This is a genomic window from Agrobacterium burrii (genome assembly GCF_017313405.1).
Classification (GTDB): domain Bacteria; phylum Pseudomonadota; class Alphaproteobacteria; order Rhizobiales; family Rhizobiaceae; genus Agrobacterium; species Agrobacterium burrii.
Genome location: NZ_JAFLNA010000001.1, coordinates 315,971 through 340,842 on the forward strand (window position 1 = coordinate 315,971; position 24,872 = coordinate 340,842).

At 59.2% G+C, this 24,872-nt stretch carries 18 protein-coding genes; 9 read left to right on the forward strand and 9 right to left on the reverse strand.

The annotated features are described in order from the left end of the window. Window positions 1-17: 17 nt before the first annotated feature. The 7 genes from JZX89_RS01740 to dnaE all read left to right on the forward strand — a co-directional run bounded on the left by JZX89_RS01740 (window position 18) and on the right by dnaE (window position 11,314). Entirely contained in the window at window positions 18-758 is a 741-nt protein-coding gene (locus JZX89_RS01740) for a biotin--[acetyl-CoA-carboxylase] ligase (RefSeq protein ID WP_207132894.1), read from the forward strand. A gap of 205 nt (window positions 759-963) precedes the next feature. Further along, window positions 964-2,631 carry a ribonuclease J gene (locus tag JZX89_RS01745; RefSeq protein WP_207132895.1) on the forward strand — a complete coding sequence of 556 codons (1,668 nt, stop codon included), beginning with the start codon at window positions 964-966 and terminating at the stop codon, window positions 2,629-2,631. 251 nt (window positions 2,632-2,882) lie between these two features. Further along, complete coding sequence (locus JZX89_RS01750; RefSeq protein WP_174372700.1) at window positions 2,883-3,188, forward strand: DUF1467 family protein; 306 nt, start codon at window positions 2,883-2,885, stop codon at window positions 3,186-3,188. 712 nt (window positions 3,189-3,900) lie between these two features. Next, a complete protein-coding gene (gene proS, locus JZX89_RS01755) occupies window positions 3,901-5,223 on the forward strand; it encodes a proline--tRNA ligase (protein WP_149897743.1) in 1,323 nt (440 codons plus the stop codon). Between the two features lie 124 nt (window positions 5,224-5,347). Continuing rightward, on the forward strand, window positions 5,348-6,655 hold the full coding sequence (locus tag JZX89_RS01760) for a lipoprotein-releasing ABC transporter permease subunit (protein ID WP_149897742.1): 1,308 nt from the start codon (window positions 5,348-5,350) through the stop codon (window positions 6,653-6,655). A 15-nt stretch (window positions 6,656-6,670) separates the two neighbouring features. Beyond that, the gene (locus JZX89_RS01765) at window positions 6,671-7,354 is read left to right on the forward strand and encodes an ABC transporter ATP-binding protein (protein WP_052818533.1); all 684 of its coding nucleotides are present in this window, start codon (window positions 6,671-6,673) and stop codon (window positions 7,352-7,354) included. Window positions 7,355-7,813: 459 nt separating this feature from the next. Then, entirely contained in the window at window positions 7,814-11,314 is a 3,501-nt protein-coding gene (dnaE, locus tag JZX89_RS01770) for a DNA polymerase III subunit alpha (protein ID WP_207132896.1), read from the forward strand. Window positions 11,315-11,337: 23 nt separating this feature from the next. Here the strand turns inward: dnaE and JZX89_RS01775 are convergent, their stop codons facing one another. The 3 genes from JZX89_RS01775 to JZX89_RS01785 form a co-directional block, all read right to left on the reverse strand. Further along, window positions 11,338-12,576 (reverse strand): L,D-transpeptidase family protein, encoded by a 1,239-nt coding sequence (locus JZX89_RS01775; protein ID WP_207132897.1) that lies wholly within the window; start codon window positions 12,574-12,576, stop codon window positions 11,338-11,340. A 171-nt stretch (window positions 12,577-12,747) separates the two neighbouring features. Beyond that, window positions 12,748-14,031: a DNA polymerase IV gene (locus tag JZX89_RS01780; protein ID WP_207132898.1), complete on the reverse strand. Its 1,284-nt coding sequence runs from the start codon at window positions 14,029-14,031 to the stop codon at window positions 12,748-12,750. Between the two features lie 70 nt (window positions 14,032-14,101). After that, window positions 14,102-14,410 carry a DUF3572 domain-containing protein gene (locus JZX89_RS01785; RefSeq protein ID WP_112277769.1) on the reverse strand — a complete coding sequence of 103 codons (309 nt, stop codon included), beginning with the start codon at window positions 14,408-14,410 and terminating at the stop codon, window positions 14,102-14,104. A 131-nt stretch (window positions 14,411-14,541) separates the two neighbouring features. Between JZX89_RS01785 and JZX89_RS01790 the strand changes: the two genes are divergently transcribed. Both JZX89_RS01790 and JZX89_RS01795 read left to right on the forward strand, forming a co-directional pair. Then, the gene (locus JZX89_RS01790) at window positions 14,542-14,913 is read left to right on the forward strand and encodes a response regulator (protein ID WP_003496409.1); all 372 of its coding nucleotides are present in this window, start codon (window positions 14,542-14,544) and stop codon (window positions 14,911-14,913) included. An 18-nt stretch (window positions 14,914-14,931) separates the two neighbouring features. Then, the gene (locus JZX89_RS01795; RefSeq protein ID WP_207132899.1) at window positions 14,932-16,302 is read left to right on the forward strand and encodes a PleD family two-component system response regulator; all 1,371 of its coding nucleotides are present in this window, start codon (window positions 14,932-14,934) and stop codon (window positions 16,300-16,302) included. Window positions 16,303-17,142: 840 nt separating this feature from the next. Here the strand turns inward: JZX89_RS01795 and rpmG are convergent. The 6 genes from rpmG to topA all read right to left on the reverse strand — a co-directional run bounded on the left by rpmG (window position 17,143) and on the right by topA (window position 24,790). Further along, complete coding sequence (gene rpmG, locus JZX89_RS01800; protein WP_003496403.1) at window positions 17,143-17,310, reverse strand: 50S ribosomal protein L33; 168 nt, start codon at window positions 17,308-17,310, stop codon at window positions 17,143-17,145. 89 nt (window positions 17,311-17,399) lie between these two features. After that, window positions 17,400-18,563: an MFS transporter gene (locus JZX89_RS01805; protein ID WP_174373115.1), complete on the reverse strand. Its 1,164-nt coding sequence runs from the start codon at window positions 18,561-18,563 to the stop codon at window positions 17,400-17,402. Window positions 18,564-18,580: 17 nt separating this feature from the next. After that, window positions 18,581-19,207 carry an NUDIX domain-containing protein gene (locus tag JZX89_RS01810; protein WP_149898139.1) on the reverse strand — a complete coding sequence of 209 codons (627 nt, stop codon included), beginning with the start codon at window positions 19,205-19,207 and terminating at the stop codon, window positions 18,581-18,583. 62 nt (window positions 19,208-19,269) lie between these two features. Then, window positions 19,270-19,713, reverse strand: coding sequence for a DUF983 domain-containing protein (locus JZX89_RS01815; protein WP_153513596.1), 444 nt, complete (start codon window positions 19,711-19,713; stop codon window positions 19,270-19,272). Window positions 19,714-19,760: 47 nt separating this feature from the next. Beyond that, the gene (rnr, locus tag JZX89_RS01820) at window positions 19,761-22,115 is read right to left on the reverse strand and encodes a ribonuclease R (protein ID WP_207132901.1); all 2,355 of its coding nucleotides are present in this window, start codon (window positions 22,113-22,115) and stop codon (window positions 19,761-19,763) included. After that, window positions 22,112-24,790, reverse strand: coding sequence for a type I DNA topoisomerase (gene topA, locus JZX89_RS01825; protein ID WP_207132902.1), 2,679 nt, complete (start codon window positions 24,788-24,790; stop codon window positions 22,112-22,114). Before topA ends, rnr begins: the two co-directional genes overlap by 4 nt. Window positions 24,791-24,872 lie beyond the last annotated feature (82 nt).

Genomic DNA, 24,872 nt, shown 5'->3' on the forward strand with positions numbered 1-24,872 from the left:
ATAAGCATACGGGCCGGATGTCCATTGATGACTTCCGGCACGAGGCGATGGCGGAGACGCCATCGACCAACATCGAATGTTTCGCCCGCGCAAGGGCAGGCGATGGCGGCAATCTGTGGATCACCGCCATTCGCCAGACCGGCGGGCGCGGCCGTCGCGGTCGGCCGTGGGTCTCCGAACCCGGCAATCTCTACGCCTCGCTTCTCCTCATCGATCCCGCTCCGATGGACCGTATCGGCTCCCTGCCGCTTGCCTTCGCGCTTGCGGTCTATCGCGCCATTCGCGCAGTTTTGCCGACGGGCGGCGCGCCGCTTGAAATCAAATGGCCGAACGACGTGCTGATCGGCCGCAAGAAAACCTGCGGCATTCTGATGGAGGCCGAGCTTCTGCCGGATGGACGCCGCGCCATCGTCATCGGCATCGGCATCAATATCGCCCATAAGCCGGATAACCCGCTTTATCCCGTCACCATGCTGTCCGAACACGGCGCGTCCTGCTCGCCCGACGAGCTTTTCGCGCACTTGTTCCGCGAGACGGCGGATGTGCTGCGAGATTGGGATGAGGGCAGGGGCGTTGCAGGCGTCATGGCTGGCTGGCGCGCAGCGGCATGCGGTATCGGTGAACATATCACCGTCAACTTTCCGGATCGCTCGATCGGCGGGCGTTTCGTTGGAATAGATGATAATGGTTATCTGCTGCTGGATGAGGATGAGGGTGCGAGACGCGCCATCGCCGCCGGCGACGTGTTTTTTGGATGAGGTGAACGGTGCGGGCCTAAAACGCCGCGCCGAACCCGATCCCAAAGGTTGGAGTTTTCCTGCAGCTCATGAAAAGCAGGATGGTAGACCGGCTCCGCATCGGCCCGGTCGATCAGATGGTTTAACAGGTCCGATGCTGGAAACATGCGCGGGGCGCGGCATTTCGCCGTCGCCTGCGCGCTCTTGTGAATGGATAAGAAAAACAATGGCTAAACAGGACGAACTGGTCTTCCTGCCGCTTGGCGGCGTCGGTGAAATCGGCATGAATCTGGCGCTTTATGGCTACGGGCCGGCAGGCAAGCGCGAATGGATCATGGTGGATTGCGGCGTGACCTTTGCCGGTCTCGATCTGCCGGGCGTCGATCTGGTGCTCCCCGATATCACCTATATCGCCGAGCAGAAGAAGAACCTCAAAGGCATCATCATCACCCACGCCCATGAGGATCACTACGGCGCGCTGAACGATCTGTGGCCGGGCCTCAACGTGCCGGTCTATGCCTCGGGTTTCACCGCCGGCATGCTGGAAGCCAAACGGGCCTATGAGGGCAGCCGCGCCGAAATTCCGATCACTCCCTTCAAGGCGGGCGATCGCATCAATGTCGGTCCGTTCGAAATCGAAGCCGTAGGCGTCAACCACTCCATCCCCGAGCCGATGTCGCTGGTCATCCGCACGCCGCTCGGCAATGTCATCCACACGGGTGACTGGAAAATCGACGAAGCGCCGTCGCTCGGGCCGTTGACGGATGAAACGCGCTTCCGCGCCATTGGCGAAGAGGGCGTGCTGGCGCTGATGTGCGACAGCACCAACGCGCTGCGCGACGGCGTTTCGCCGTCGGAACAGGAAGTTTCCGAGGGCCTGCGGCAGATCATCGAAAATGCCGAAGGTCGGGTGGCCGTTACCACCTTCTCCTCCAATGTCGGGCGCATCCGCTCGATTGCGCAGGCGGCGGAGGCGGCGGGCCGTGAGGTGCTGCTGCTCGGCTCGTCGCTGAAGCGCGTCGTCAATGTCTCGCAGGATCTCGGTATCATGGAAGGCATCAAGCCGTTTCTGGCCGAAGATGAATATGGATATATCCCGCGCGACAAGGTGGTGCTGATCCTGACCGGTTCGCAGGGCGAACCGCGCGCCGCACTCGCCAAGCTCTCGCGTGACGAGATGCGTAATGTGGCGCTGGCTGCGGGAGATACAGTTGTGTTTTCTTCGCGCCCCATTCCCGGCAATGAAAAGGCCATCATCGACATCAAGAACGGCCTGATCGAGCAGGGTGTCCATATCATCACCGACAACGAGGCTCTGGTTCACGTTTCCGGCCATCCGCGCCGTAACGAGCTTCTGAGGATGTATGAGTGGACGAAGCCGCAGATCGTCGTGCCCGTTCATGGCGAGGCTGCGCATCTGGTGGCGCAGAAAGAGCTGGCCGAGCAGGCCGGTATTTCGCAGGTGCCGAAGGTGCGCAACGGCAATGTTCTGCGTCTGGCGCCGGGACCTGCGGAAGTCATCGATGACGCGCCGCATGGCCGCGTGTTCAAGGATGGCAATCTCATCGGCGATATGGATGAGATGGGGATCAGCAATCGCCGCAAGCTTTCTTTCGCCGGTCACGTCTCGGTGAATGTCGTGCTGGACAGCCGTTACGACTTCCATGGCGATCCCGATGTCGTGCCCTTCGGCCTGCCGGAATTCGATGATGAGGGCGAGGATATGGAAGACACGCTGTATGACGCCGTTCTCGGCGCCGTGGAAAGCATTCCCCGCGCCCGCCGCAAGGATCTGGCGCTGTTGCGCGAAGCGGTGCGCCGCGCCGTGCGCGCCGCCGCCAACCAGACCTGGGGCAAGAAGCCGATCGTCACGGTTTTCGTCACGAAGGTCTGATCGGGGAAGCAAGACGCTCCGTCACCCCGGACTAATTCCGGGGTCCAGCACGATCAAGTCCTTGATCGCGTGAAGACTTGTCTCACGGCGCAGATGCGCCGTGGCTGGATGCCGGATCTAGTCTGGAATGACGGAGATAAGTCGCCCTCCTTGGTCAGCGATCTGAGGGTGCCCGCTCAAAGCGCGGTTCTGTTCCTCCCTCCACGGCTTTTTACACTTCTGGCACGGAAGTGATTTCGCTATACGGATGAATGCGTTACAAGGAACGCATTGCGCAGGAGGACGTCATGCCGCTTCTTTCGGTCTTCGCCGTTTATTTCATCGTCTGGTGGACGGTGCTTTTTGTCGTGTTGCCGATTGGACTTCGCACCCAGGCGGAAGAGGGCGATGTGGCACTCGGCACCATCGCCAGCGCGCCCTCCCGCTTCCGAGGAGGTCGCATCGTTCTGTGGACAACGCTGATATCGGCCCTGATCTGTGGTGTCTGGTACGGGGTGTCCTGGTGGTTCGGTTTCAGCCTCGATGATCTCCCGAGGATTGTCCCCGTTTACGACTGAAGATCGGCCCCCACGCTGCCAAATCCGTGCTTTGAGAACCGCGTTCCCAACGAGGGCAAATGCGATGTCTAACGGATTTTGGCTCAAGGCTGGAGTGACAGAAAATGTCGTAGCGCACTGACGAAACTGCCCGTTTCGCACGCGGGCAAAGATGGGGCTGTCATATGGATGTCATCTCTGTCGTGCACACAGCATGAGCATAGTGAACGGCTGATTCACCGTCACAATTTCACCGGAATAACCGGCAGACGCGTTTTGGTGTGATGGAATCAAAAAAAAACAAGGCATTTCAGCCTTGTTTTTCAGGTTTCGCGTGATCTGTAACCGTTGCCGGGGCAGCGACGAGCGCGCCTAAGATCTGATCCTCCCAAGACTGACCGCGAAAACGACAAGAATTTAGACTTCCTGCCTCTTTTGTAAGCTAAAGCTAGCTTAATCACCCATGCTTGTCATCTCATTTTTTGCATATTTGTTACAGTCGGCAAAAAATTCTCTATGGTGCAATTTGTCGCACCGGATCAAGAATAATATTCCGGTCAAAGCGTTTTGACGCGAATTAGCTATCTCGAAAATGCCACGAACTCGCCTTCAATGCTCTTTTCATGGCGGGTTTTCTTCTTGGCGGGAAACGGCTATATCCGGCGCCAATATCCCTTTATTCGGGGCGATTCCCGCGCCTTTCGCGCCGTCGTCCACATCAATGGAAGCCGTCATGCGTCTCAGCCGTTATTTCATGCCCATCCTGAAGGAAAATCCCAAGGAAGCGGAGATCGTCTCCCACCGCCTGATGTTGCGCGCAGGCATGATCCGGCAGCAATCGGCAGGCATTTATTCCTGGCTGCCGCTCGGCAAGCGCGTGCTGGACAAGGTCAACAAGATCATCCGTCAGGAGCAGGACCGCTCCGGCGCCATCGAGCTTCTGATGCCGACGCTGCAGACCGCCGAACTCTGGCAGGAAAGCGGCCGTTATGACGATTACGGCAAGGAAATGCTGCGCATCAAGGACCGTCAGGACCGCCAGATGCTCTATGGCCCCACCAATGAGGAGATGATCACCGACATCTTCCGGTCCTATGTGAAGTCCTACAAGAACCTGCCGCTGAACCTTTACCATATCCAGCTGAAGTTCCGCGATGAAGTGCGTCCGCGTTTCGGCACCATGCGTTCGCGCGAATTCCTGATGAAGGATGCCTATTCCTTCGACCTGACCAAGGAAGACGCGATCCACTCCTATAACAAGATGTTCGTGGCTTACCTGCGCACCTTCGAGCGCCTTGGTCTGCGCGCCATTCCCATGCGTGCCGATACCGGCCCGATTGGCGGCAACCACAGCCATGAATTCATCATTCTTGCTGATACCGGCGAATCTGAAGTCTTCTGCCACAAGAGCTTCCTCGATCGCGCCATCCCGGCCGAAAACACCGACTTCGACGATGTCGCAGCCCTTCAGGGCGTATTCGACGAGTGGACGGCCGATTATGCCGCTACCTCCGAAATGCACGACGAAGCCGCCTATGACGCCATTCCCGATGGTGAGCGTCTTTCGGCACGCGGTATCGAAGTTGGCCACATCTTCTATTTCGGCACCAAATATTCCGAGCCGATGGGGGCGAAGGTGCAGGGCAAGGACGGCAAGGAACACCCTGTCCACATGGGTTCTTATGGCATTGGCCCGACACGCCTTGTTCCCGCCATCATTGAAGCATCGCATGATGAGAACGGAATCATCTGGCCGGCCTCGGTCGCTCCTTTCGATGTCGTCATTATCAACATGAAGGCAGGCGATGCGGCCTGTGATGCGGCTTGCGAAAAGCTGTATTATTCGCTCTCCAACGCCGGCAAGGATGTTCTTTACGACGATACCGACGACCGTGCGGGCCAGAAATTCGCCACTGCCGATCTGATTGGTGTACCGATGCAGATCATCGTCGGCCCACGTTCCGTCGCGAATGGCGAAGTCGAAGTGAAGGACCGCAAGACCGGCGAACGTGAAACCGTCACAATCGAGGCGGCAATGAACAAGGCGCTTGCCTAAGCGCAACGGAAAGATGGGAGCGGCCTTCACCCGAAGACCGCTCCAGTTTAATGCGCAGATGCCGCAGAGATTGGGACCGGTCTTTGAAAGGACCGATCTTGCAATTTGAGATCAGGGAGACGACATGGCAAAAGCCGAGGCTGACAAGGGTGCGGCTCCTTCCGCCAAGGGAAAGACCGCTCGGCCTTTTTCCGCTTTTGAACGCATGGTGGCGTGGCGCTATCTGCGGTCGCGGCGCAAGGAAGCGTTCATTTCCGTCATTGCCGGTTTTTCCTTCGTCGGCATCATGTTGGGTGTCGCGACGCTGATCATCGTCATGGCTGTCATGAACGGCTTCCGCACTGAGCTGATTTCACGCATTCTCGGCATTAACGGCCATATGATCGTGCAGCCGATCGACCAGCCCTTCAACAATTACGATGAGCTGGCGAAGAAGTTTTCCGCCGTGCCGGGCGTCACCATGGCCCTGCCGCTGGTGGAGGGCCAGACCTTGGCCTCCGGCCGTGGTGGTGCAGGCTCCGGCGCGCTGGTGCGCGGTGTGCGCCAGGAGGACATCGACAAGATCAAGGAAGTTGCCAGCAACATCAAGACCGGCGACCTCGTCGGATTCATGGCAGGCGATGGCGTTTTGGTCGGCTCGAGGCTCGCCGCGCAGCTTGGCGTGACGGCTGGCGACGATATCACCCTCATTTCTCCGGAAGGCGACGTGACGCCGATGGGCGTCAATCCGCGCGTCAAATCCTACAAGATATCAGGCGTCTTCGAGATCGGCATGTCGGAATATGACGCATCGATGATCTATATGCCTCTTTCCGAAGCCCAGCTTTATTTCAACGCCGACGGCATCGTGCAATCCATCGAGCTCTACGTCAGCCGGCCTGATGATGTCGACGGCATCCGGCCGCTGGTGGAGCAGGCGGCCGAACGGCAGATCTATATCACCGACTGGAGACAACGGAACCAGACCTTCTTTTCCGCCCTGCAGGTGGAAAGAAACGTGATGTTCATGATCCTCACCCTCATCGTTCTGGTGGCGGCGCTGAATATTATTTCCGGCCTGATCATGCTGGTGAAGGACAAGGGCAGCGATATCGCCATTCTGCGCACCATGGGCGCCAGTTCCGGCGCGGTCATGCGGATATTTTTCATGACCGGCGCAGCCATCGGCACGGTCGGCACCTTTGCCGGTGTGGCGCTCGGCGTCATCGTCTGCCTCAATGTGGAATCCATCCGGCAGTTCTTCTCGTGGATATCAGGCACGGTGCTGTTCGATCCGCAGCTCTATTTCCTCAGCCAGCTGCCGGCCGAAATGGATATCAGCGAGACCATCACCGTCGTCATCATGGCGTTGACGCTTTCTTTCCTGGCAACGATCTTTCCAGCATGGCGGGCTTCCAAGCTCGATCCGGTGCAGGCCCTGCGTTACGAATAAGGACTGCTTCGCAATATGGCAAAAAAAACAGTGCTGCGGCTTACCGGCGTGGAACGGACCTATGGTCAGGGTGAAACGTCGCTTTCCATTCTGCGCAAGGCCGATTTTGAATTGAGGAGCGGTGAGATGGTGGCGCTCGTCGCCCCCTCCGGTACCGGAAAATCCACACTGCTGCATCTGGCCGGGCTTCTGGAACACCCCGATGCCGGCGAGGTCTTCATCAACGGCGCGCCATGCAACGGCCTGCCGGATGAAACCCGCACCGCGATCCGCCGCAGCGATATCGGCTTCGTCTACCAGTTCCATCACCTCCTACCGGAATTTTCAGCGGTGGAAAATGTGATGATGCCGCAGCTCATCGCTGGCTTGACACAGGCCGAGGCCCGCAAGCGCGCGAGCGCCCTGCTGGACTACATGCGTGTCGGCCATCGCGGCGAACATCGCCCGGCTGAACTTTCCGGCGGCGAGCAGCAGCGCGTGGCGATTGCGCGCGCGGTTGCCAATGCGCCGCTGCTTCTGCTTGCGGATGAGCCGACCGGCAACCTCGATCCCGAGACCGCGCATTATGTTTTCGATGCGCTGGAGGCCTTAGTGCGCCAGTCCGGCCTTGCGGCGATGATCGCCACCCATAATCACGACCTCGCGGCCCGCATGGACCGACGCGTAACGCTTGCAGACGGCAAGATCGTCGATTTCTGATCTGAGCCGGCGATACCGTCCACACGGTTGAGCCGCTTCGCCGCGGCTCCTCCATGGATAGCCTCTTTCTTCCACAATTGAATTTTTTCCGAACCCGGAGGTGTTTTAACCTCCGGGTTTTTTCGCTTTGGAGTCAGAGGCTTGCCCCAGGCGCAAACGGAACCCCATTCGATTCTACCGCGTTAGCAAGGGGAATATCAGCAAAACCCTGTTGACAATCGAACAAAATGAGAACAAAGTTGGAACATAACGAGTAAGGAGAGACCAATGACTGATTTCATCCGTGACGTTGCCGCTTTCGCTTCCATCGCTGTCTTTGTTGCCAGCTTTTCGGTGATCCTCACTGCCCTGTGAAGGAAACACCGGCGCAGAAGCCTGTATGGAGGCCGCAAGGCTGTAGACTTTAAGCGCCGGAAATCGGAAAATCGCCCCCTCGATTCAGAATGACAGGACGACGATATGGGCGATACGGTTGTGCGTGGAGAAAACTCTGACGAAACGCTGAAAACGCCTGGTTTCGTTCATTTGCGGGTTCATTCCGCTTACTCCCTGCTTGAGGGGGCATTACCCCTCAAGAAAATCATGTCCAAGGCCGTCGCAGACGGCCAGCCGGCAATCGCCATCACCGACACCAACAATCTTTTCGTCGCGCTCGAATTTTCCGAAAAAGCGCGTGACGAAGGTTTGCAACCGATCATCGGCTGCCAGGTGTCGATCGACATGCAGGATGCGGCGGAAGATCGCCGCAATCATAACAGCCATCTTGCAAAGCTCCCCGCCATCGTGCTTCTGGCCGCCAACGCCGAAGGTTATGAGCGACTGGTGGATCTGATCAGCTGTGCCTATCTGGATGGCGAGGGCGGCGGTCAATCCGTCCATATTACCCGTGCATGGCTGGAAGAGGCTTCCAATGCCGGCTTGATCGCGCTGACGGGCGCCACCGGCGGTCCGGTGGATATGGCCCTGAGAGAAGGCCATGCTGCACAGGCCAAAGAGCGGCTGCTGGTGCTGAAATCACTCTTCGGTGACAGGCTTTATATCGAATTGCAACGCCAGTCCGGTTACGACCGCTCCCATGAGCGACGCATGATCAGTCTTGCTTATGAACACGATATACCGCTGGTCGCCACCAACGAGGCGTTTTTCCCTTCCAAGGCCGATTACGAGGCGCACGATGCACTGATGGCGGTGGCGCATAACGCCATCGTTTCCGATGACAGCCGCTTTCGCCTGACGCCCGATCATTATCTCAAAAGCCGCGAAGAGATGACGGCGCTGTTTGCCGACATTCCCGAGGCGCTCGAAAGCACCATCGAGATTGCGCTCCGCTGCTCCTATGTGCTGAAAAAGCGCGGACCCATCCTGCCGCGTTTCACCGGCGCCAGCGAGGACCCGGAAGCGGCGCAGCGGGCAGAGGCCGAGGAGCTTCGCCGTCAGGCGATCGAGGGTCTCGATCAACGCCTTGCAGCCCTTGGCATGGCACCGGGCTACATCGAGCAGGAATATCGCGACAGGCTGGATTTTGAGCTCGGCGTTATTGAACGCATGGGTTTTCCCGGTTACTTCCTGATTGTTGCCGACTTCATCAAATGGGCCAAGCAGCAGGACATCCCGGTCGGCCCTGGCCGCGGTTCGGGCGCCGGCTCGCTTGTGGCTTATGCGCTGACCATCACCGATGTCGATCCGTTGCGTTTTTCGTTGCTGTTCGAGCGCTTCCTCAATCCCGAACGCGTCTCGATGCCCGACTTCGATATCGACTTCTGCCAGGATCGCCGCGAAGAGGTGATCCGCTACGTGCAGCGCAAATATGGCCGCGAGCAGGTGGCGCAGATCATCACCTTCGGTTCGTTGCAGGCGCGCGCGGCCTTGCGCGACGTCGGCCGCGTGCTGGAAATGCCCTATGGGCAGGTGGACAAGATCTGCAAGCTGGTGCCCAACAACCCGGCCAATCCCACGCCGCTGTCTAAAGCGATCGAGGAAGAGCCGCGCCTGCAGGAAGAGGCGGACAAGGAACCGGTCGTCGCTCGCCTCTTGGATATCGCCCAGAAGATCGAGGGGCTTTATCGCCACGCTTCCACCCACGCCGCCGGTATCGTCATTGGCGACCGGCCGCTGTCGAAGCTGGTGCCGATGTATCGCGATCCGCGGTCCGACATGCCGGTCACCCAGTTCAACATGAAATGGGTGGAAAGCGCCGGTCTCGTCAAATTTGACTTTCTCGGCCTGAAGACGCTGACGGTGCTGAAGGTGGCTGTCGATTTCGTCGCCAAGCGTGGCATCAAGGTCGATCTTGCCGCCATTCCGCTTGAGGACGTCAAAACCTACGAGATGCTCTCGCGTGGCGAAACCATCGGCGTGTTCCAGGTGGAAAGTGCGGGCATGCGCAAGGCGCTGATCGGCATGCGCCCGGACTGCATTGAGGATATCATCGCGCTGGTGGCGCTTTATCGTCCAGGCCCGATGGAAAACATCCCGGTTTATAATGCCCGCAAACATGGCGAGGAGGAGCTGGAGTCCATCCACCCGACCATCGACCATCTGCTCAAGGAAACGCAGGGCGTTATCGTCTATCAGGAACAGGTGATGCAGATCGCCCAGGTCCTGTCAGGTTATTCGCTCGGCGAGGCCGATCTTCTGCGCCGCGCCATGGGCAAGAAGATCAAGGAAGAGATGGACCAGCAGCGCGAACGTTTCGTCGATGGCGCCATCAGGAACGGTGTGTCGAAACCGCAGGCCAACACCATCTTCGACCTTCTGGCAAAGTTTGCCAATTACGGCTTCAACAAGAGCCACGCCGCCGCTTACGCCATCGTTTCTTACCAGACCGCCTATATGAAGGCGCATTATCCGGTGGAATTCCTTGCCGCCTCCATGACGCTCGATATGGCGAACACGGAAAAGCTCAATGATTTCCGTCAGGATGCCGGCCGCCTCGGCATCGAGGTCGTAGCGCCTTCGGTGCAGACGTCTTTCCGCCAGTTCGAGACGGGTGAAAACCGCATCTATTATTCGCTGGCCGCCATCAAGGGCGTCGGCGAGGGCGCGGTCGAACATATCGTCGAAGTGCGTGGCGACAAGCCGTTCACGAGCCTTGAGGATTTCTGCCTGCGTATCGATCCGAAGCAGATCAATCGGCGTGTTCTGGAAAGCCTTATCAATGCCGGCGGCTTCGATTGTTTCGGCCGCGATCGTGCCGAATTGATCGGTGGGCTCGACCGCATCATTGGTTATGCGCAGATGGCGCAGAACAACCGCACCATCGGCCAGTCGGACATGTTCGGTTCCGGTGGTGGAAACGGCCCGGAAAAGCTGGTGCTGCCGGCCTTCCAGCCGTGGCTCGCTTCGGAAAAGCTGTTGCGTGAATATCAGGTGCTCGGGTTCTACCTCACCGCCCATCCGCTCGACACCTATCGCCCCGTGCTGGAAAAGTTGCGTGTGCAGAATATCGCTGATTTTTCCGCCGCGGTGAAACAGGGCGCAACCGCCGGGCGTCTGGCCGGCACCGTCACCGGCAAGCAGGAGCGCAAGACCCGTACCGGCAACAAGATGGGCATCGTCACCTTCTCGGATGCGTCAGGGCAATATGAGGCGGTGCTGTTTTCCGAAGGGCTCGCTCAGTTCCGTGATCTGCTCGAGGTCGGCAAATCACTTGTCATCACCGTGGCTGCGGAAGAACGCCCGGAAGGCATCGGTCTGCGCATCCAGACGGCGCAGTCGCTGGAGGAGAAGTCGGTGCAGATGCAGAAGGCTCTGCGCGTCTATGTGCGCGATTCCGGCCCACTGAAAACCGTTGCCCGCCACCTCAACACCAAGGGTGACGGGTCAGTCTATTTCATCGTCATCAAGGATGAGGGCAGCCGCGAAATCGAAGTGGAACTGACGGAGAAATACCGCATTTCACCGGAAATCGCCGCAGCACTTCGCTCCGCTCCCGGCGTCGTCGATGTGGAACTGGTTTAAGGGTTCAGACACTCACGCGCCCCTCAAACCGGCCCTTCCTTCGTCACGGTAATGAAGTCCGTTCCGGTTCCTGTCTCCATCTGGTGACTGAGATCGGAAACAGTGATCGAGCTGCCGGTTGAAAGCTCCTGTTCAATGCGGGAGCGAATGTCTGCCGGTATGTCGAGACGGCCAAGTACGGCGCTCAATTGATCGAAGCCGCCCGGCGCTTCGGCAACGGTAATGCCAAGCCGCTTGCGGGCGGCGGCGGGAAGATGGTTTTCGAGCGTCACGCCGTTCCATTCGGCGGTTCCTTTTGCACGATCCACTGAAACGGCTTCTAGAAAATGGGTTCCCAGCGCCACCTCCGGATCCTTGATGTCGATCGCCGCCTCGAACAGCGGCTTGAAATCCTGCCGCACCATGATCTGGCCGCTCAGTGGATGATCTTCGCCGGCGGAAGTGTAAAGCGCCGTCACGAAGGCTTCGGTCAGAAGCGGTCCGGTGGTTGGCAAACCCTTCCAGCGCTTGAAACCGTTCACGGCGCTGACAGTCATTTCTCCGGTATAACCATCGGGCGAACCGGCATCGAAGCCGAGGCGGGTCAGCAGGGCCTGGATATCCATCACCTTTTCCCGCTCACCACGCCGGGTAATGAGAATGCGCAAAGGGGAGGGATCCCTGACCTTCGCCGCCGGCTTGATGGCTTGCGTCTTTTCATTGACGGCAACCTCGACCGTGCCCAATGCCGCATCGAAGGTCGCCGGGCGCAACTCGACATCGGACAGAAGCAGCTTGCCGTCATCGCCGTCGTTTCGCGGTGTAAACAACGCCGGATGCTCAACGAAGCGCAGCGAAACCGGGCGGTCGGTGATGATAACATGCACGCCAGTCGCTGTGTCGCCGAAAAGTGACTTGGCGAATTTCGAAGGCAGGCGCACGCAGCCATGCGAAGCCGCGTAGTTCGGTACCTTGCCTTCGTGCAGCGCAATGCCGGACCATGTCAGCCGCTGCATGAAGGGCATGGGGGCGGCCGAGTAGATATTCGATTCGTGGTATTTCCGTTTTTCCAGAATGGAAAATATGCCGCTCGGCGTCTCATGCCCGGCCTTGCCGGTGGAGACTTTCGAGGTGGCGATGATCTCGCCATTTTCATAAAGCGAAAGCGACTGGTCGCTTTTCGAAACGAGGATCTGCAGCGATCTGCTGTCGGCGGCAAGCGCCGGGAAGGCAAAAATACTGGCCGACAGCATGCCGGTCAGAAGACGGAGGCGAAGGGACATGACGCAATACACCACATGCACAAAACTTGCTTCACTCAACCACGCGAAGTTTAAGGAAGCTTAAGGACGGCGCAGCCGTAACATCACTAATTTGTGTAAAATCTAAAATACATTGGTATGAAGTGGCGGAACGGGGTCGATGCGCAGTTCCCAAGGCTCACGATTAAACCGCTATTTGCGTGTGCCAAACGTGTAGCCGGTCTCGACGCTGCCTTTGCCGAACTTGTCGCGCAGCTTGTCCATCGCCGCTTCCGCCGCCGCCCGGCGGGCAGCCTGCCTGTCGACGAGATCAGGAGGGTCGGCAAGGCCCGCATCACGCAGATCGCTGACGCCGATGCCGAGCAGGCGGAATTTTGTGCCGTCGGTTTCCTTTTCCAACATAGATAGCCCGGTACGGAAAATCCGGTCGGCAAGCTGGGTGGGATCATCGAGCTTGCGGTTGCGGGTACGGATTTTAAAGTCGGACGTCTTCATCTTCAGCACCACTGTCTGGCCGGCAATGCCGTTTTTCTTCAGCCGCCATGCGACTTTTTCGGAAAGCGACCGCAGGATCGGTACCAGGTCCTCATGGCGGGAAATGTCGTTGAAGAAGGTGGTCTCGGAAGACACGCTTTTGACCGGGTCGTTATTGTGCACATGCCGCTCGTCGATGCCGCGCGAAAGCCGGAAGAGCCGCTGTCCCATCACACCATAACGGCGCATCAGGTCGCCTTCTTCCATTTCCTGCAGCTGGGCAATCATGCGGATACCGTCCGCCTCCAGCGTCGCCGCAAAAGCTTTGCCCACGCCCCAGATTGTGGTTACGGGCCGCGTCGCCAGAAAGGCAGGCGCCTCCGCCTCGCCAATCACCGAAAAACCCCGCGGCTTGTTGAGGTCGGATGCGACCTTGGCCAGAAACTTGCAATAGGAAAGCCCGGCCGAGACAGTCACGCCGACCTCTTTTTCCACACGCTTTGCAAACTTCGCCAGCACGCGCGCTGGCGGATCGTGATGCAGCCTCTCCGTGCCGGCGAGATCGAGAAAAGCTTCGTCTATGGAAAGCGGCTGCACCAGCGGCGTCAATTCCTGCATCATGGCGCGGATTTCGCGTCCGACACGGCTGTATTTCTCCATATCCGGCTTGATGACCACCGCATCCGGGCAGGCTTCCAACGCCTTGAACATCGGCATGGCGGAACGCACGCCCTGAATGCGGGCGATGTAGCACGCCGTCGAAACCACGCCCCGCTTGCCACCGCCGATGATGACCGGCTTGTCGGCCAGTTCCGGATTGTCGCGCTTTTCAACGGAAGCATAAAAGGCGTCGCAGTCGATATGGGCGATGCTCAGATCATAAAGTTCATCATGATAGACGAGACGCGGGCTGCCACAGGCGCGGCAACGCCTCAACCCCGCTGGCTGACCGGCCAGACAGTCGCGACAAAAACCGGGATCATAGGAGTGCGACGTGGACATGGGCCGAAAACAAAACCAGAACGTTGCCGACCATACTCCGGTGGTGACGGTCGCTCAAGGGGCTGGCCGGTCAATACACACCCGAATCCAGCCCTGGACCGGAAAAATGGTGCCAGGCGGCAGCCACCGTTTCGGGTGAGGTATCGGTTGCGGCACAGAACGCCATGAGGTCCGGCTCGTGGCTCATCAGAAAATCGGTAAGACCGGCCAGAAAGCCGGGATCGTTGACGGCCTGGCGCAACATATTGGCCTGCAAGCCGCTCAGCGCCAGAAAACGTGCCAGCATGTCCGGCTCGTTGGCCAGCCAGCCAAGTATGGCGGCCGCCGTTTCTTGCGGATCTTTGCCGGCATTGCCTTTGTTTTTCGTATCGCGCAGCATTTCTTCCCCGAAGTTACCTATTTTGAAACCAAATCCCTCTAGCCTTGCGCAACAAATGGACGATGGAATCGGTTCTCTGACAACTTATATGTCTGGATGAAGGTTTCAAAGCGAAACGGGGACTGCCCACCATGCCCAAACAGGTCATGATAGTCGAAGACAACGAGCTGAACATGAAGCTCTTTCGCGACCTGATCGAGGCGTCTGGTTATACGACGATCCAGACGCGCAACGGCATGGAAGCGCTGGACCTTGCCCGCAAGCACCGCCCGGACCTCATTCTCATGGATATCCAGCTGCCGGAGGTTTCGGGGCTGGAGGTGACGAAATGGCTGAAGGAGGACGACGAGCTGCACGTCATTCCGGTCATCGCCGTGACGGCCTTTGCCATGAAGGGCGACGAGGAACGGATTCGCCAGGGCGGCTGCGAGGCCTATGTGTCGAAGCCGATTTCCGTCCCGAAATTCATCGAAATCATCAAGACTTATCTGGGCGACGCCTAAGGCGGCTGGGGAACGGTTATGACGGCGAGAGTTCTGGTTGTTGACGACATTCCTGCCAATGTGAAGCTTCTCGAGGCTCGGCTTGTGGCGGAATATTTCGATGTCGTCACCGCCGAGGATGGTTTTAAGGCGCTGGCGATCTGCGACGAGGAACAGGTCGATATTATCCTGCTCGACATCATGATGCCGGGCATGGACGGTTTCGAGGTCTGCGAGAGGCTGAAGGCCAACCCGAAGACGGCGCATATTCCCGTCGTCATGGTCACTGCGCTCGATCAGCCGTCCGACCGCGTGCGCGGCCTGAAAGCCGGCGCCGACGATTTTCTGACCAAGCCGGTCAACGACCTTCAGCTGATTGCCCGTGTCAAAAGCCTCGTGCGCCTGAAAGCCGTCAGCGATGAATTGCGATTGCGCGCCGAAACTGCAAGGCAGATCGGCATCGAGGAGATGCTACGTGCCGACGGCCTGATGCAGACGCCCGGCCGCGTGCTGGTTGCGGATGGCCGCGCCAGCTCGCAGGAACGTATCGTCAGGGCGCTGAAGCCGGTCGCTGAGGTGGATGCCGTCATCGAGCCGCAGGCGGCGCTGCTGAAAGCGGCAAGCAACCCCTTCGAGCTTGTCATCGTCAATTCCAATTTTGCGGACTACGATCCGCTGCGATTGTGTTCGCAGCTTCGCTCGCTGGAACGCACCCGTTTCCTCCCGCTGCTTCTGGTGGCGGAGCAGGGGGCGGACGATATGGTGGCGCGTGCGCTCGATCTCGGCGTCAATGACTATATTCTGCGCCCGATCGACCCCAACGAACTTGTCGCCCGTTCGCTGACGCAGATCAGGCGCAAGCGTTACAACGAACATCTGCGGCTCAACCTGCAGCACACGATGGAGCTTGCCATCGTCGACGCGCTGACCGGCCTCAACAATCGCCGTTATCTCGACAATCATCTCAAGATACTCTTCGACCGTGCCGCCGTGCGGGGCCGCCCGATTTCCATCTGCATGACCGACATAGATCGGTTCAAGCTGGTCAATGATACCTATGGCCATGATGTGGGCGATGAGGTGCTGCGGGAATTTGCAGCACGCATCCGCAGCACGGTGCGCGGCGCTGATCTTGCCTGCCGTTACGGTGGCGAAGAATTCGTCGTGGTCATGCCTGACACGCCGATGGAGCTTGCTGCCAGCGTCGCCGAGCGGCTGCGGGCGATCGTCGAAGACAAGCCCTTCTACGTCCGCTCCATCGACCGTGAACTGAGCATTACCGCCTCGCTCGGCATCGCCACCAGCAGCGGCGCTTTCGGCATGCCGGACGAACTGTTGAAACAGGCCGACCGGGCGCTCTATGAAGCGAAACATGCCGGGCGCAACCGGGTGGTGGCTGCTGCCGCCTGAAGCGGCCCGTAGGCGTCTGGCCCGGAAAACCATGCCATCTTTTCGGGTTTACCGAAGATAGCCGTCGTTCAAGGAGCTGAAAAGTCACATTGACAGGCTCAAGCCACTGACCTTGCCTGTATTTTATCTTATTGCAATGAATAGGCGAAATTTAGCGGGTTTAATACAGTTCAAGTTGAAAAATATATTGAATTCAATCTCGCGGGAAACTATAGTGTGCCAGCGTTGTATATTTAACCATGTTTTTCGAGTTATGTATCGCTGGCTTAAGAATTTGTTGATTTTTATTTTACTTCTGCGCACACTCATTATCGAGAATAACAGTTCTTCCGGCGGTTTTTCCGTCTTGTGATGATGGAATGATGGCGGTTCATGCCGCTGCGGTTTCGCTCGTCAGGGGCTGGTATTGCGTAGTTCGAATGCCCCATGATGCTCAGGTCCGCCGCATCTCCTGAATCGTGGGGTCGGTCGGCTGACGATGTCCGAATCGGTTCCTCGTGCCGTAATCACATCGTTGGCCGACCGCCTTCTCCCGAAAAACTTGTCTGTTTGAGAAACAGGTCCGCCCACCGGGTCGGTGTGGCGGCTCCACGTCGTCCACGGCTGCACCTCTGTAGCGGGAGGAGGGGTGAAGTGCTAAGTCACTGTGCCAAGAAGCTTTGCCGGGTTTTAGCGGCCTCCCGGCTGCCTTCCATATGTCAGCATCACACATTTTCTGGACGCGGAAGCGCCACGCATTCCGGCTGAAAATGTCTTTGCGATCCACACGAAAAGACTATCCGCACAAACAAAAAACGCGCCCATTGGGCGCGCTTTTGTCGGAGAACCCGATCAAGAAAATTACTTGATCTTGGTTTCCTTGAATTCAACGTGCTTGCGTACAACCGGGTCGTACTTCGTCTTCGTCATCTTGTCCGTGAACGTACGGCTGTTCTTGGTGGTGACGTAGAAGGTACCGGTGTCGGCTGTCGACAGCAGCTTGATCTTGATTGTTGTAGCTTTCGCCATGGTCGTCCTGCCTTTAAACAAAAGAGAAGCCGCAGGCGCTTCTCACCTCGGCTAAATCTGGCGCGAAACTACGTATCGCGCCTGAAAAGTCAAGTCTGTTTTGCCCGGAAAACAAAACGGAAGCCATAAAGGACCACGTAAAGCCCGAAAAATACGGCAAGCGCCCAGGCGAAACCATCAGTGCCCGCGACATCCATGGAAATGCCCACGGCCTGCGGTCCCGCAATCGTACCCATGGCGTAACAGAAGATAAAGGCGGCATTGGCGGAGACGAGATCAGCGCCTTTAAGGCGCGATCCGAGGTGGGTGAGGCCGACGGTATACATGCCGGAGACGAGGCCGCCCCAGAACAGCAGGAGCGCCGCCACGAGGATCCAGCTGTCTACAAGGAAAGGCAGCGCCAGCGTGCCACAAACGCCCGCAAAGGCCATCAGCGCGAGCATGGTGCGCCGATCCTTCATCCGGTCCGATAACAGGCCGATCGGTATCTGGAAGACCATGTTGCCGATGCCCATCACGGTCAGCAGCAACGCGGCCTGCGATTCGTTGAAGCCTTCACGCGTGGCATAGATGGGAAAGAGCGACAGGCCACCGGCCTGCACCGAGCCGAAGACGAAAGCCGCCGCCGACGCCATCGGCACCAGCCAGACATAACGGACGAAATGGTGGTTGGGCCGCTCGTCCAGCTCCGGGCTTTCACGGCGCGCCATGAAGATGGGAATCGCTGCCAGAAGAATGATCGCCGCCCCGACGAGGAAGGGCAGAATGCCCTCGCTGCCGACCACGGAGAACAACAGCGGGCCGACCGCAAAGCCCACCGCGAGACCAGTGGCGTAGATGCCGAGAACCATGCCGCGTTTTTTCGGCGGCGCGGTCATGTTTATCCAGTATTCGGACAGGATGAACAGCGTGGTGGTGGCGCCGTGGAAAACGATTCGCAACGGAAACCACATCCAGAAGGCGTCGGCGAAATAAAAACAGAGCGCACTCAATGCGGAAATGACCACCGCCAGCAGCATGGTTCGTGCTACGCCGAAATCATGGGCTATCTTGCTGGTCACCGAAGCCGCCATCATCGCTGCGACGCCGGCCATGGCCGAATTCACCCCGATCATGGTGGAGGAGATGCCGCGCTTCTCAAGGATGATCGACAGGAGCGGCAGGCCAAGACCGATGGCGACACCGACCGCACTGATGGCGGAAATCGCGGCGATCAGTGAGGGCCAGTGAATGGCATCCGCTTCGCATTTCATTTGTGACATGACGGCCTTTATACAACGTCTCGAATAAACCGGCCGTGGCGCGTGACATAGAGCCGCGCGGGGCTTTCAAAGGGCAGTGACGGATCACCTATCATGAATTTTGTGACATCTTCGAGAACCGTGCGTGTGATTTTCGGCATGTTCAGACCAGAAAGGTCTGTCATGTCAAGCCATTGCACATCGTGCAACTCGTCAGAATCCCGGATTAGCCGGGTATCCAGCCGTAATTCGTCTGCATAACAGCAAAAGAACCGCGTGTCGTAACGCCTGATATTGCCGGGCGGGGTGATGGCGCGCGCCACATAACGGAAACAGGAAAGGTCCGGACCATCAGCATCCAGCCCCATATCCACCCCGGTTTCCTCGACAAGCTCGCGCGCAGCGGCAAGCGCCAGCGCCCTTGCACCGGCAACGCTCAGGCGGCGCGACGCGGAGGCGGTGAGGCGGTTAAGGACCGCGGGGTGCAGATCGCCGGAAAAGGGCAGCGCGTGGTCGCGTGGATCACGTTTGCCGCCGGGAAATACGTAGGCGCCGGGCATGAAGATGTGGGCATGGCTGCGCTGGCCCATCAATACGCGGATCGCCGGGCCGGAACGGTCGAATAAAATGATGGAAGCGGCATCCCGTGGCCGCAGGGTCGGGCTCGCAACCTCGGCGCTCTTGCGGGGTTCGGTCACGCGCACGTTGCCGCCCGTCGTCAGTGTGAGGAGCCGTCTATCTGCACTTTTGGCTGCTTTCCGTCAAAGCCATGCATGCGCAGCGCCCATTGCAGGCCGATGACGCCGCCCTTGATCGGCTGCAGCGTCAACAGCGCGGCCAGAATGGTGATCGGCACCCAGATGGCGAAATGCACCCACATGGGCACGGAGAACACCATATCCGTCATCATGAAACCGCCAACGGCGATATGGCCGATGATGACGATGGAAATATAAGGCGGCAGATCATCGGACCGGTGGTGGTGCATTTCCGCGCCGCAGGCGGCACAATTGTCCACCGGCTTCAGGAATGCCCGAAACAGGCGGCCGCCGCCACAGGCGGGGCAGCGGTTCGCCATGCCGCGCATGATCGAACGGCCAAGTGGCCGCTCGGCGCTGGTGTCTCCGAAGGTGACTGTTTCCGAGCCCTGATGTGCACTCATCCCCTAAGTCCTTCTTCCGTTCTTTCAACCGCCTATTCGCGGTGTTGTTACCGTCGCCCTCTGGGCGGCCTTGTTCCCGGCTTGGCGCCGGGACGCGATGTCCGCCGGCCTGCCTTGTGGAACGACCGCGAACCGACCGGCATCTTGCGCCCGGGGCTCAGCATTTCGAAACGCAACGCACCGGCCAGAGGTACGGCTTCTGCAAGCCGCACCTGAACCGAGTCGCCCAGCTGAAAACCGAGACCGGTCTTTTCCCCCGTCAGAGCCTGATGCGCCTCGTCATAGAAGAAATAGTCGGTTCCCAGTGTAGATATAGGAACAAAGCCATCAGCGCCAAACTGCGGAAGCGCGACAAATAGTCCCGCCTTGGTGACACCGCCCACGCGACCCTCGAATTCTTCACCCACCCGTTCGGAAAGATGATGCGCGATCAGCCGGTTGACGGTGTCGCGCTCGGCCGCCATGGCGCGCCGCTCGAAGGTCGAGATTTCGGCGGCGATATCGTCTAGCGTCGCTTCTTCCTGCGGCGTGATACCGCCTTCACCAAGCCCCAGCGACCCCACCAGCGCGCGATGCACGATCAGATCGGCATAACGGCGGATCGGCGAGGTGAAATGCGCATATTTCATCAGATTGAGGCCGAAATGGCCGATATTCTCAGGGCTGTAAATCGCCTGGCTCTGGCTGCGCAGCACCATTTCGTTGACCATGATCTGGTGCGGCGTATCGAGGGCACGGGCCAGAATGCCGTTGAAGGAATTGGCGCGCATGGCCACACCCTTGGCCATGGATATGCCGATCGTGCCGAGGAATTCGCGCAGCACCTCCTGCTTGGAGAGCGTCGGGGCATCGTGGACGCGGTAGACCAGCCGCTGCTTCTTCTTTTCCAGCGTCTCGGCGGCGGCGACATTGGCCTGGATCATCATTTCCTCGATCAGCTTATGCGCATCGAGGCGTTCGGGAATGACGACCTTGTCCACCGTGCCGTCTGGCCGCAGCTGGATCTTGCGCTCCGGCATGTCGAGTTCCAGTGGCTGGCGGCGGTCGCGGCCGCGCTTCATCACCGCATAGGCGTGCCACAGCGGCTTGAGGATCGGCTCCAGCAGCGTGCCGGTCTTGTCGTCGGGATTTCCGTCGATGGCGGCCTGCGCCTGCTGGTAGGAGAGTTTGGCGGCGCTCTTCATCATGATGCGATGGAACGTGTGGCCCGCCTTGCGGCCTTCCTTGGAAAAGGTCATGCGCACTGCAAGGGCCGGGCGGTCGACGCCTTCCTTCAGCGAGCAGAGATCGTTGGAGATGCGCTCCGGCAGCATCGGCACAACGCGATCAGGGAAATAGACGGAGTTGCCGCGCTTCTGCGCCTCGCGATCGAGCGGCGCGCCCGGTCGCACATACCAGGACACATCGGCGATGGCGACGGTGACGATGACACCATCAGGATTGTCGGGCGAGGGGTCCAGCTCGGCATAAACCGCGTCGTCATGGTCCTTGGCGTCGGCCGGATCGATGGTGATGAGCGGCAGGTCGCGCCAGTCCTCGCGGTGCGACATGGTGGCGGCCTTGGCCGCATCGGCTTCAGCCAGAACATTTGGCGGGAAGATATGCGGAATGCCATGCGCATAAATGGCGATCATCGAGATCGCCTTTTCCGACGCAACGGAGCCGACGACGGAGAGAACCTTTGCGCGCGTCAGGCCGTAACGGCCGCTATTGCGCGAGGTTTCCACCTCGATCAGATCGCCGTCCTTGGCGTCGCCGACACCATCGGGGTCGATGACCATTTCCTCGCCGCGCCGGTCGATCGGCATCAGCCGTCCGCCGCCGCCTTCGGTTGGCCGGAACACGCCGAGCAGCGCATTCTGGCGACGGTCGATCAGCTTGACGACACGGGCGGTGTAGGCCGGGCCGACGCTCTCCTTGGAAGGGAAAATCTTTGCCAGAATGCGGTCGCCGAGACCGGCGGCAGGGGCCTTCTTGCCACGATCCTGCGAGGACTGGCGGATCAGCACGGCGGGTGCAGCACCCATATCTTCCGGCCATTCCGCGGGCCGGCCGATCAATTCGCCGTCCTTGTCGCGGGTGGTGATGTCGAGCACCGTCACAGGCGGCAGGCCGCCCGGTCGCGTCAGCGACTTGCGGCTCTTGTGCACCATGCCATCGACTTCGAGTTCCTTCAGCAGTGCTTTCAGAACGATGCGGTTTTCACCCTTCAGCCCGAAAGCCTTGGCGATTTCGCGCTTGGAGGCCTGTTGCGGATGGTCGGCGATAAATTTCAGCAGTACTTCGCGGGAAGGCACTTCGCCATGGATGATGCCTTCACCTTCGCTCACCCGCTTGCCGCGCCCGGTGCGCCCGAAACCGTCGCCGGCGGAACCCTGTCTTTGACGCGGCGCCTTGCTCACGATTCTGCCTTCTTGGGTTTGGCCGCTGCCTTTGGCTTGGCGGCCGCCTTGCTCTTGGTCGCAGCCTTGGCCTTAGTCGCCTTCGGTTTTGCGGCGGTATCAACATCGGCTTTTTTAGCGGCAGGCTTCTTGGCCTTGGCGGGTTTGCCGCCGGTGCCGGTCTTGGCGATGCGTTCGGCGATGAGCACCAGCGATTCGTCCAGCGTCACCGAAACCGGGTCCTGCCCCTTCGGAATGGTGGCGTTGACCTTGCCCCAGTTGACGTAAGCGCCGTAACGCCCGTCACGCACGGTGATCGCGCCGCCATCGGGGTGGTCGCCCAGCTCTTTCAATGCCGCCGGCGTGCCGCTGCGGCCCGGTCCCTTGCTCTGCTTTTCGGCAATCACGGTGACGGCGCGGTTGAGACCGATCGAGAACACGTCCTCGATGCTTTCAAGGTTCGCATAGGAACCGTCGTGCAGCAGGAAAGGTCCGTAGCGACCAAGACCAGCGGAGATCATCTTGCCGGTTTCCGGATGCTTGCCGATATCGCGCGGCAGGTTGATCAGCGCCAGCGCCTTTTCGTGGTCGATGTCCTCAGGCTTCCAGCCCTTGGGCAGCGAGGAACGTTTGGCTTCCTTGCCATCGCCGCGCTGGATATAGGGTCCGAAACGGCCAGAGCGCAATGTCAGCTCTTCCCCGGTCATCGGATCAGCGCCGAGCGCCTTCGGCTCGTTCGAGGCCGCAGCTTCCGCCTCCGAACCGTCGGAGGTGAGCTGGCGGGTAAAGTTGCAGTCCGGATAGTTGGAGCAACCAACGAAAGCGCCGTATTTGCCGAGCTTCAGCGAGAGATTGCCGGTGCCGCAAACCTGACAGATGCGCGGATCGGAACCATCCTCCCGCTTGGGGAAGACCAGCGGGGCCAGAACCTCGTTCAGCGCATCCAGCACGTTGGTGACGCGCAATTCCTTGGTGTCTTCGATCTGCGCGAAGAAATCCTTCCAGAAATCGCGCAGCACCTGCTTCCAGTCCAGCTCGCCCGCCGAAATGCGGTCGAGCTTTTCTTCCAGATCAGCGGTGAAGTCATATTCGACATATTTGGAAAAGAAGCTTTCGAGGAAAGCCGTCACCAGCCGTCCGCGCGAATGCGGGATCAGCTTGCGCTTGTCGATGACGATATATTCGCGGTCGCTCAGTGTCTTCAGTGTCGCGGCATAGGTGGAAGGACGGCCGATGCCAAGCTCTTCCATCTTCTTGATGAGCGAGGCTTCCGAGTAGCGCGGCGGCGGCTCGGTGAAGTGCTGGCTGGCATTGATCTTCTGCTTGGCGAGATTTTCGCGCGCATTGATCTGCGGCAGACGGCCTTCGTCGTCACCGTCGTCGCTCTGCTCGCCATCTTCCTTCTGGTCGGTATAGGCGGCGATGAAACCATCGAAACGGATCACCGAGCCGACAGCACGAAGCCCGGCCTTTTCACCGTTCTTGTCCGCGAGGATTTCGACCGTCGTGCGCTCGATTTCGGCAGACGCCATCTGGCTGGCGATGCCGCGCTTCCAGATCAGGTCGTAGAGACGCAGCTGATCGGCATCGAGATAACGCTTCACCTGGTCCGGCGTGCGGTTGAAATCGGTCGGGCGGATAGCTTCGTGCGCTTCCTGGGCGTTCTTGGCCTTGGTGGAATAGAAACGCGCCTTTTCCGGGACATAACGGCCACCGAACTGCTCGCCGATGGCCTGGCGGGCAGCATCGATGGCTTCCGGGGCCATCTGCACACCGTCGGTACGCATGTAGGTGATCAGACCAACGGTTTCGCCGCCGATGTCGATACCTTCATAAAGCTTCTGCGCCACCTGCATGGTGCGCGAGGCGCCAAAACCCATGCGCGAGGAGGCCGCCTGCTGCAGCGTCGAGGTGGTGAAGGGCGGGCCGGGATTACGCTTGACCGGCTTTGCCTCGACCGTATCCACGACATAGGTCGCGCCTTCAAGCAGTGTCTTCAGCCGGTTTGCATCTTCGCCGGTCTTGATCCCGCGGCTTTGCAGCCGCTTGCCATCGGCTGAAACCAGCTTCGCCTCGAACTCGTCACCGCGCGGTGTCTTCAAAAGCGCGCTGATGTTCCAGTATTCTTCGGAGACGAAACGCTCGATCTCGGCTTCGCGGTCACAGACGAGCCGCAACGAAACAGACTGCACGCGCCCGGCGGAGCGGGCGCCGGGCAGCTTGCGCCACAAAACCGGCGACAGATTGAAACCGACGAGATAATCAAGCGCGCGGCGGGCGAGATAGGCATCGACCAGCGGCACGTCGATGTCGCGCGGGTTGGCCATGGCGTCCAGCACCGCCTTTTTGGTGATGGCGTTGAAGACCACGCGCTTCACCGGCTTGTCGCCGAGAACGCGCTTCTTCTTCAAGAGATCGAGAACGTGCCAGGAAATGGCTTCACCTTCGCGATCCGGGTCGGTTGCGAGAAACAGGCCGTCGGAGGATTTTACTGCATCGGCAATGTCCTTCATCCGCTTGGCGGATGCGGCGTCGACCTCCCAGGACATTTCGAAATCCTGGTCGGGCAGCACCGATCCGTCCTTGGCGGGAAGATCCCGGACGTGGCCAAAGGATGCAAGAACCTTGTAGCCCGGACCAAGATACTTGTTGATTGTCTTGGCTTTGGCCGGAGATTCTACGACGACGACATTCATATTTTTTTCTCTGGGAACTTGTCCGTTAACATAGCCGGATCACGGAGGAACGCCGCAACAAGGCTTCTTTATAATTCGACAT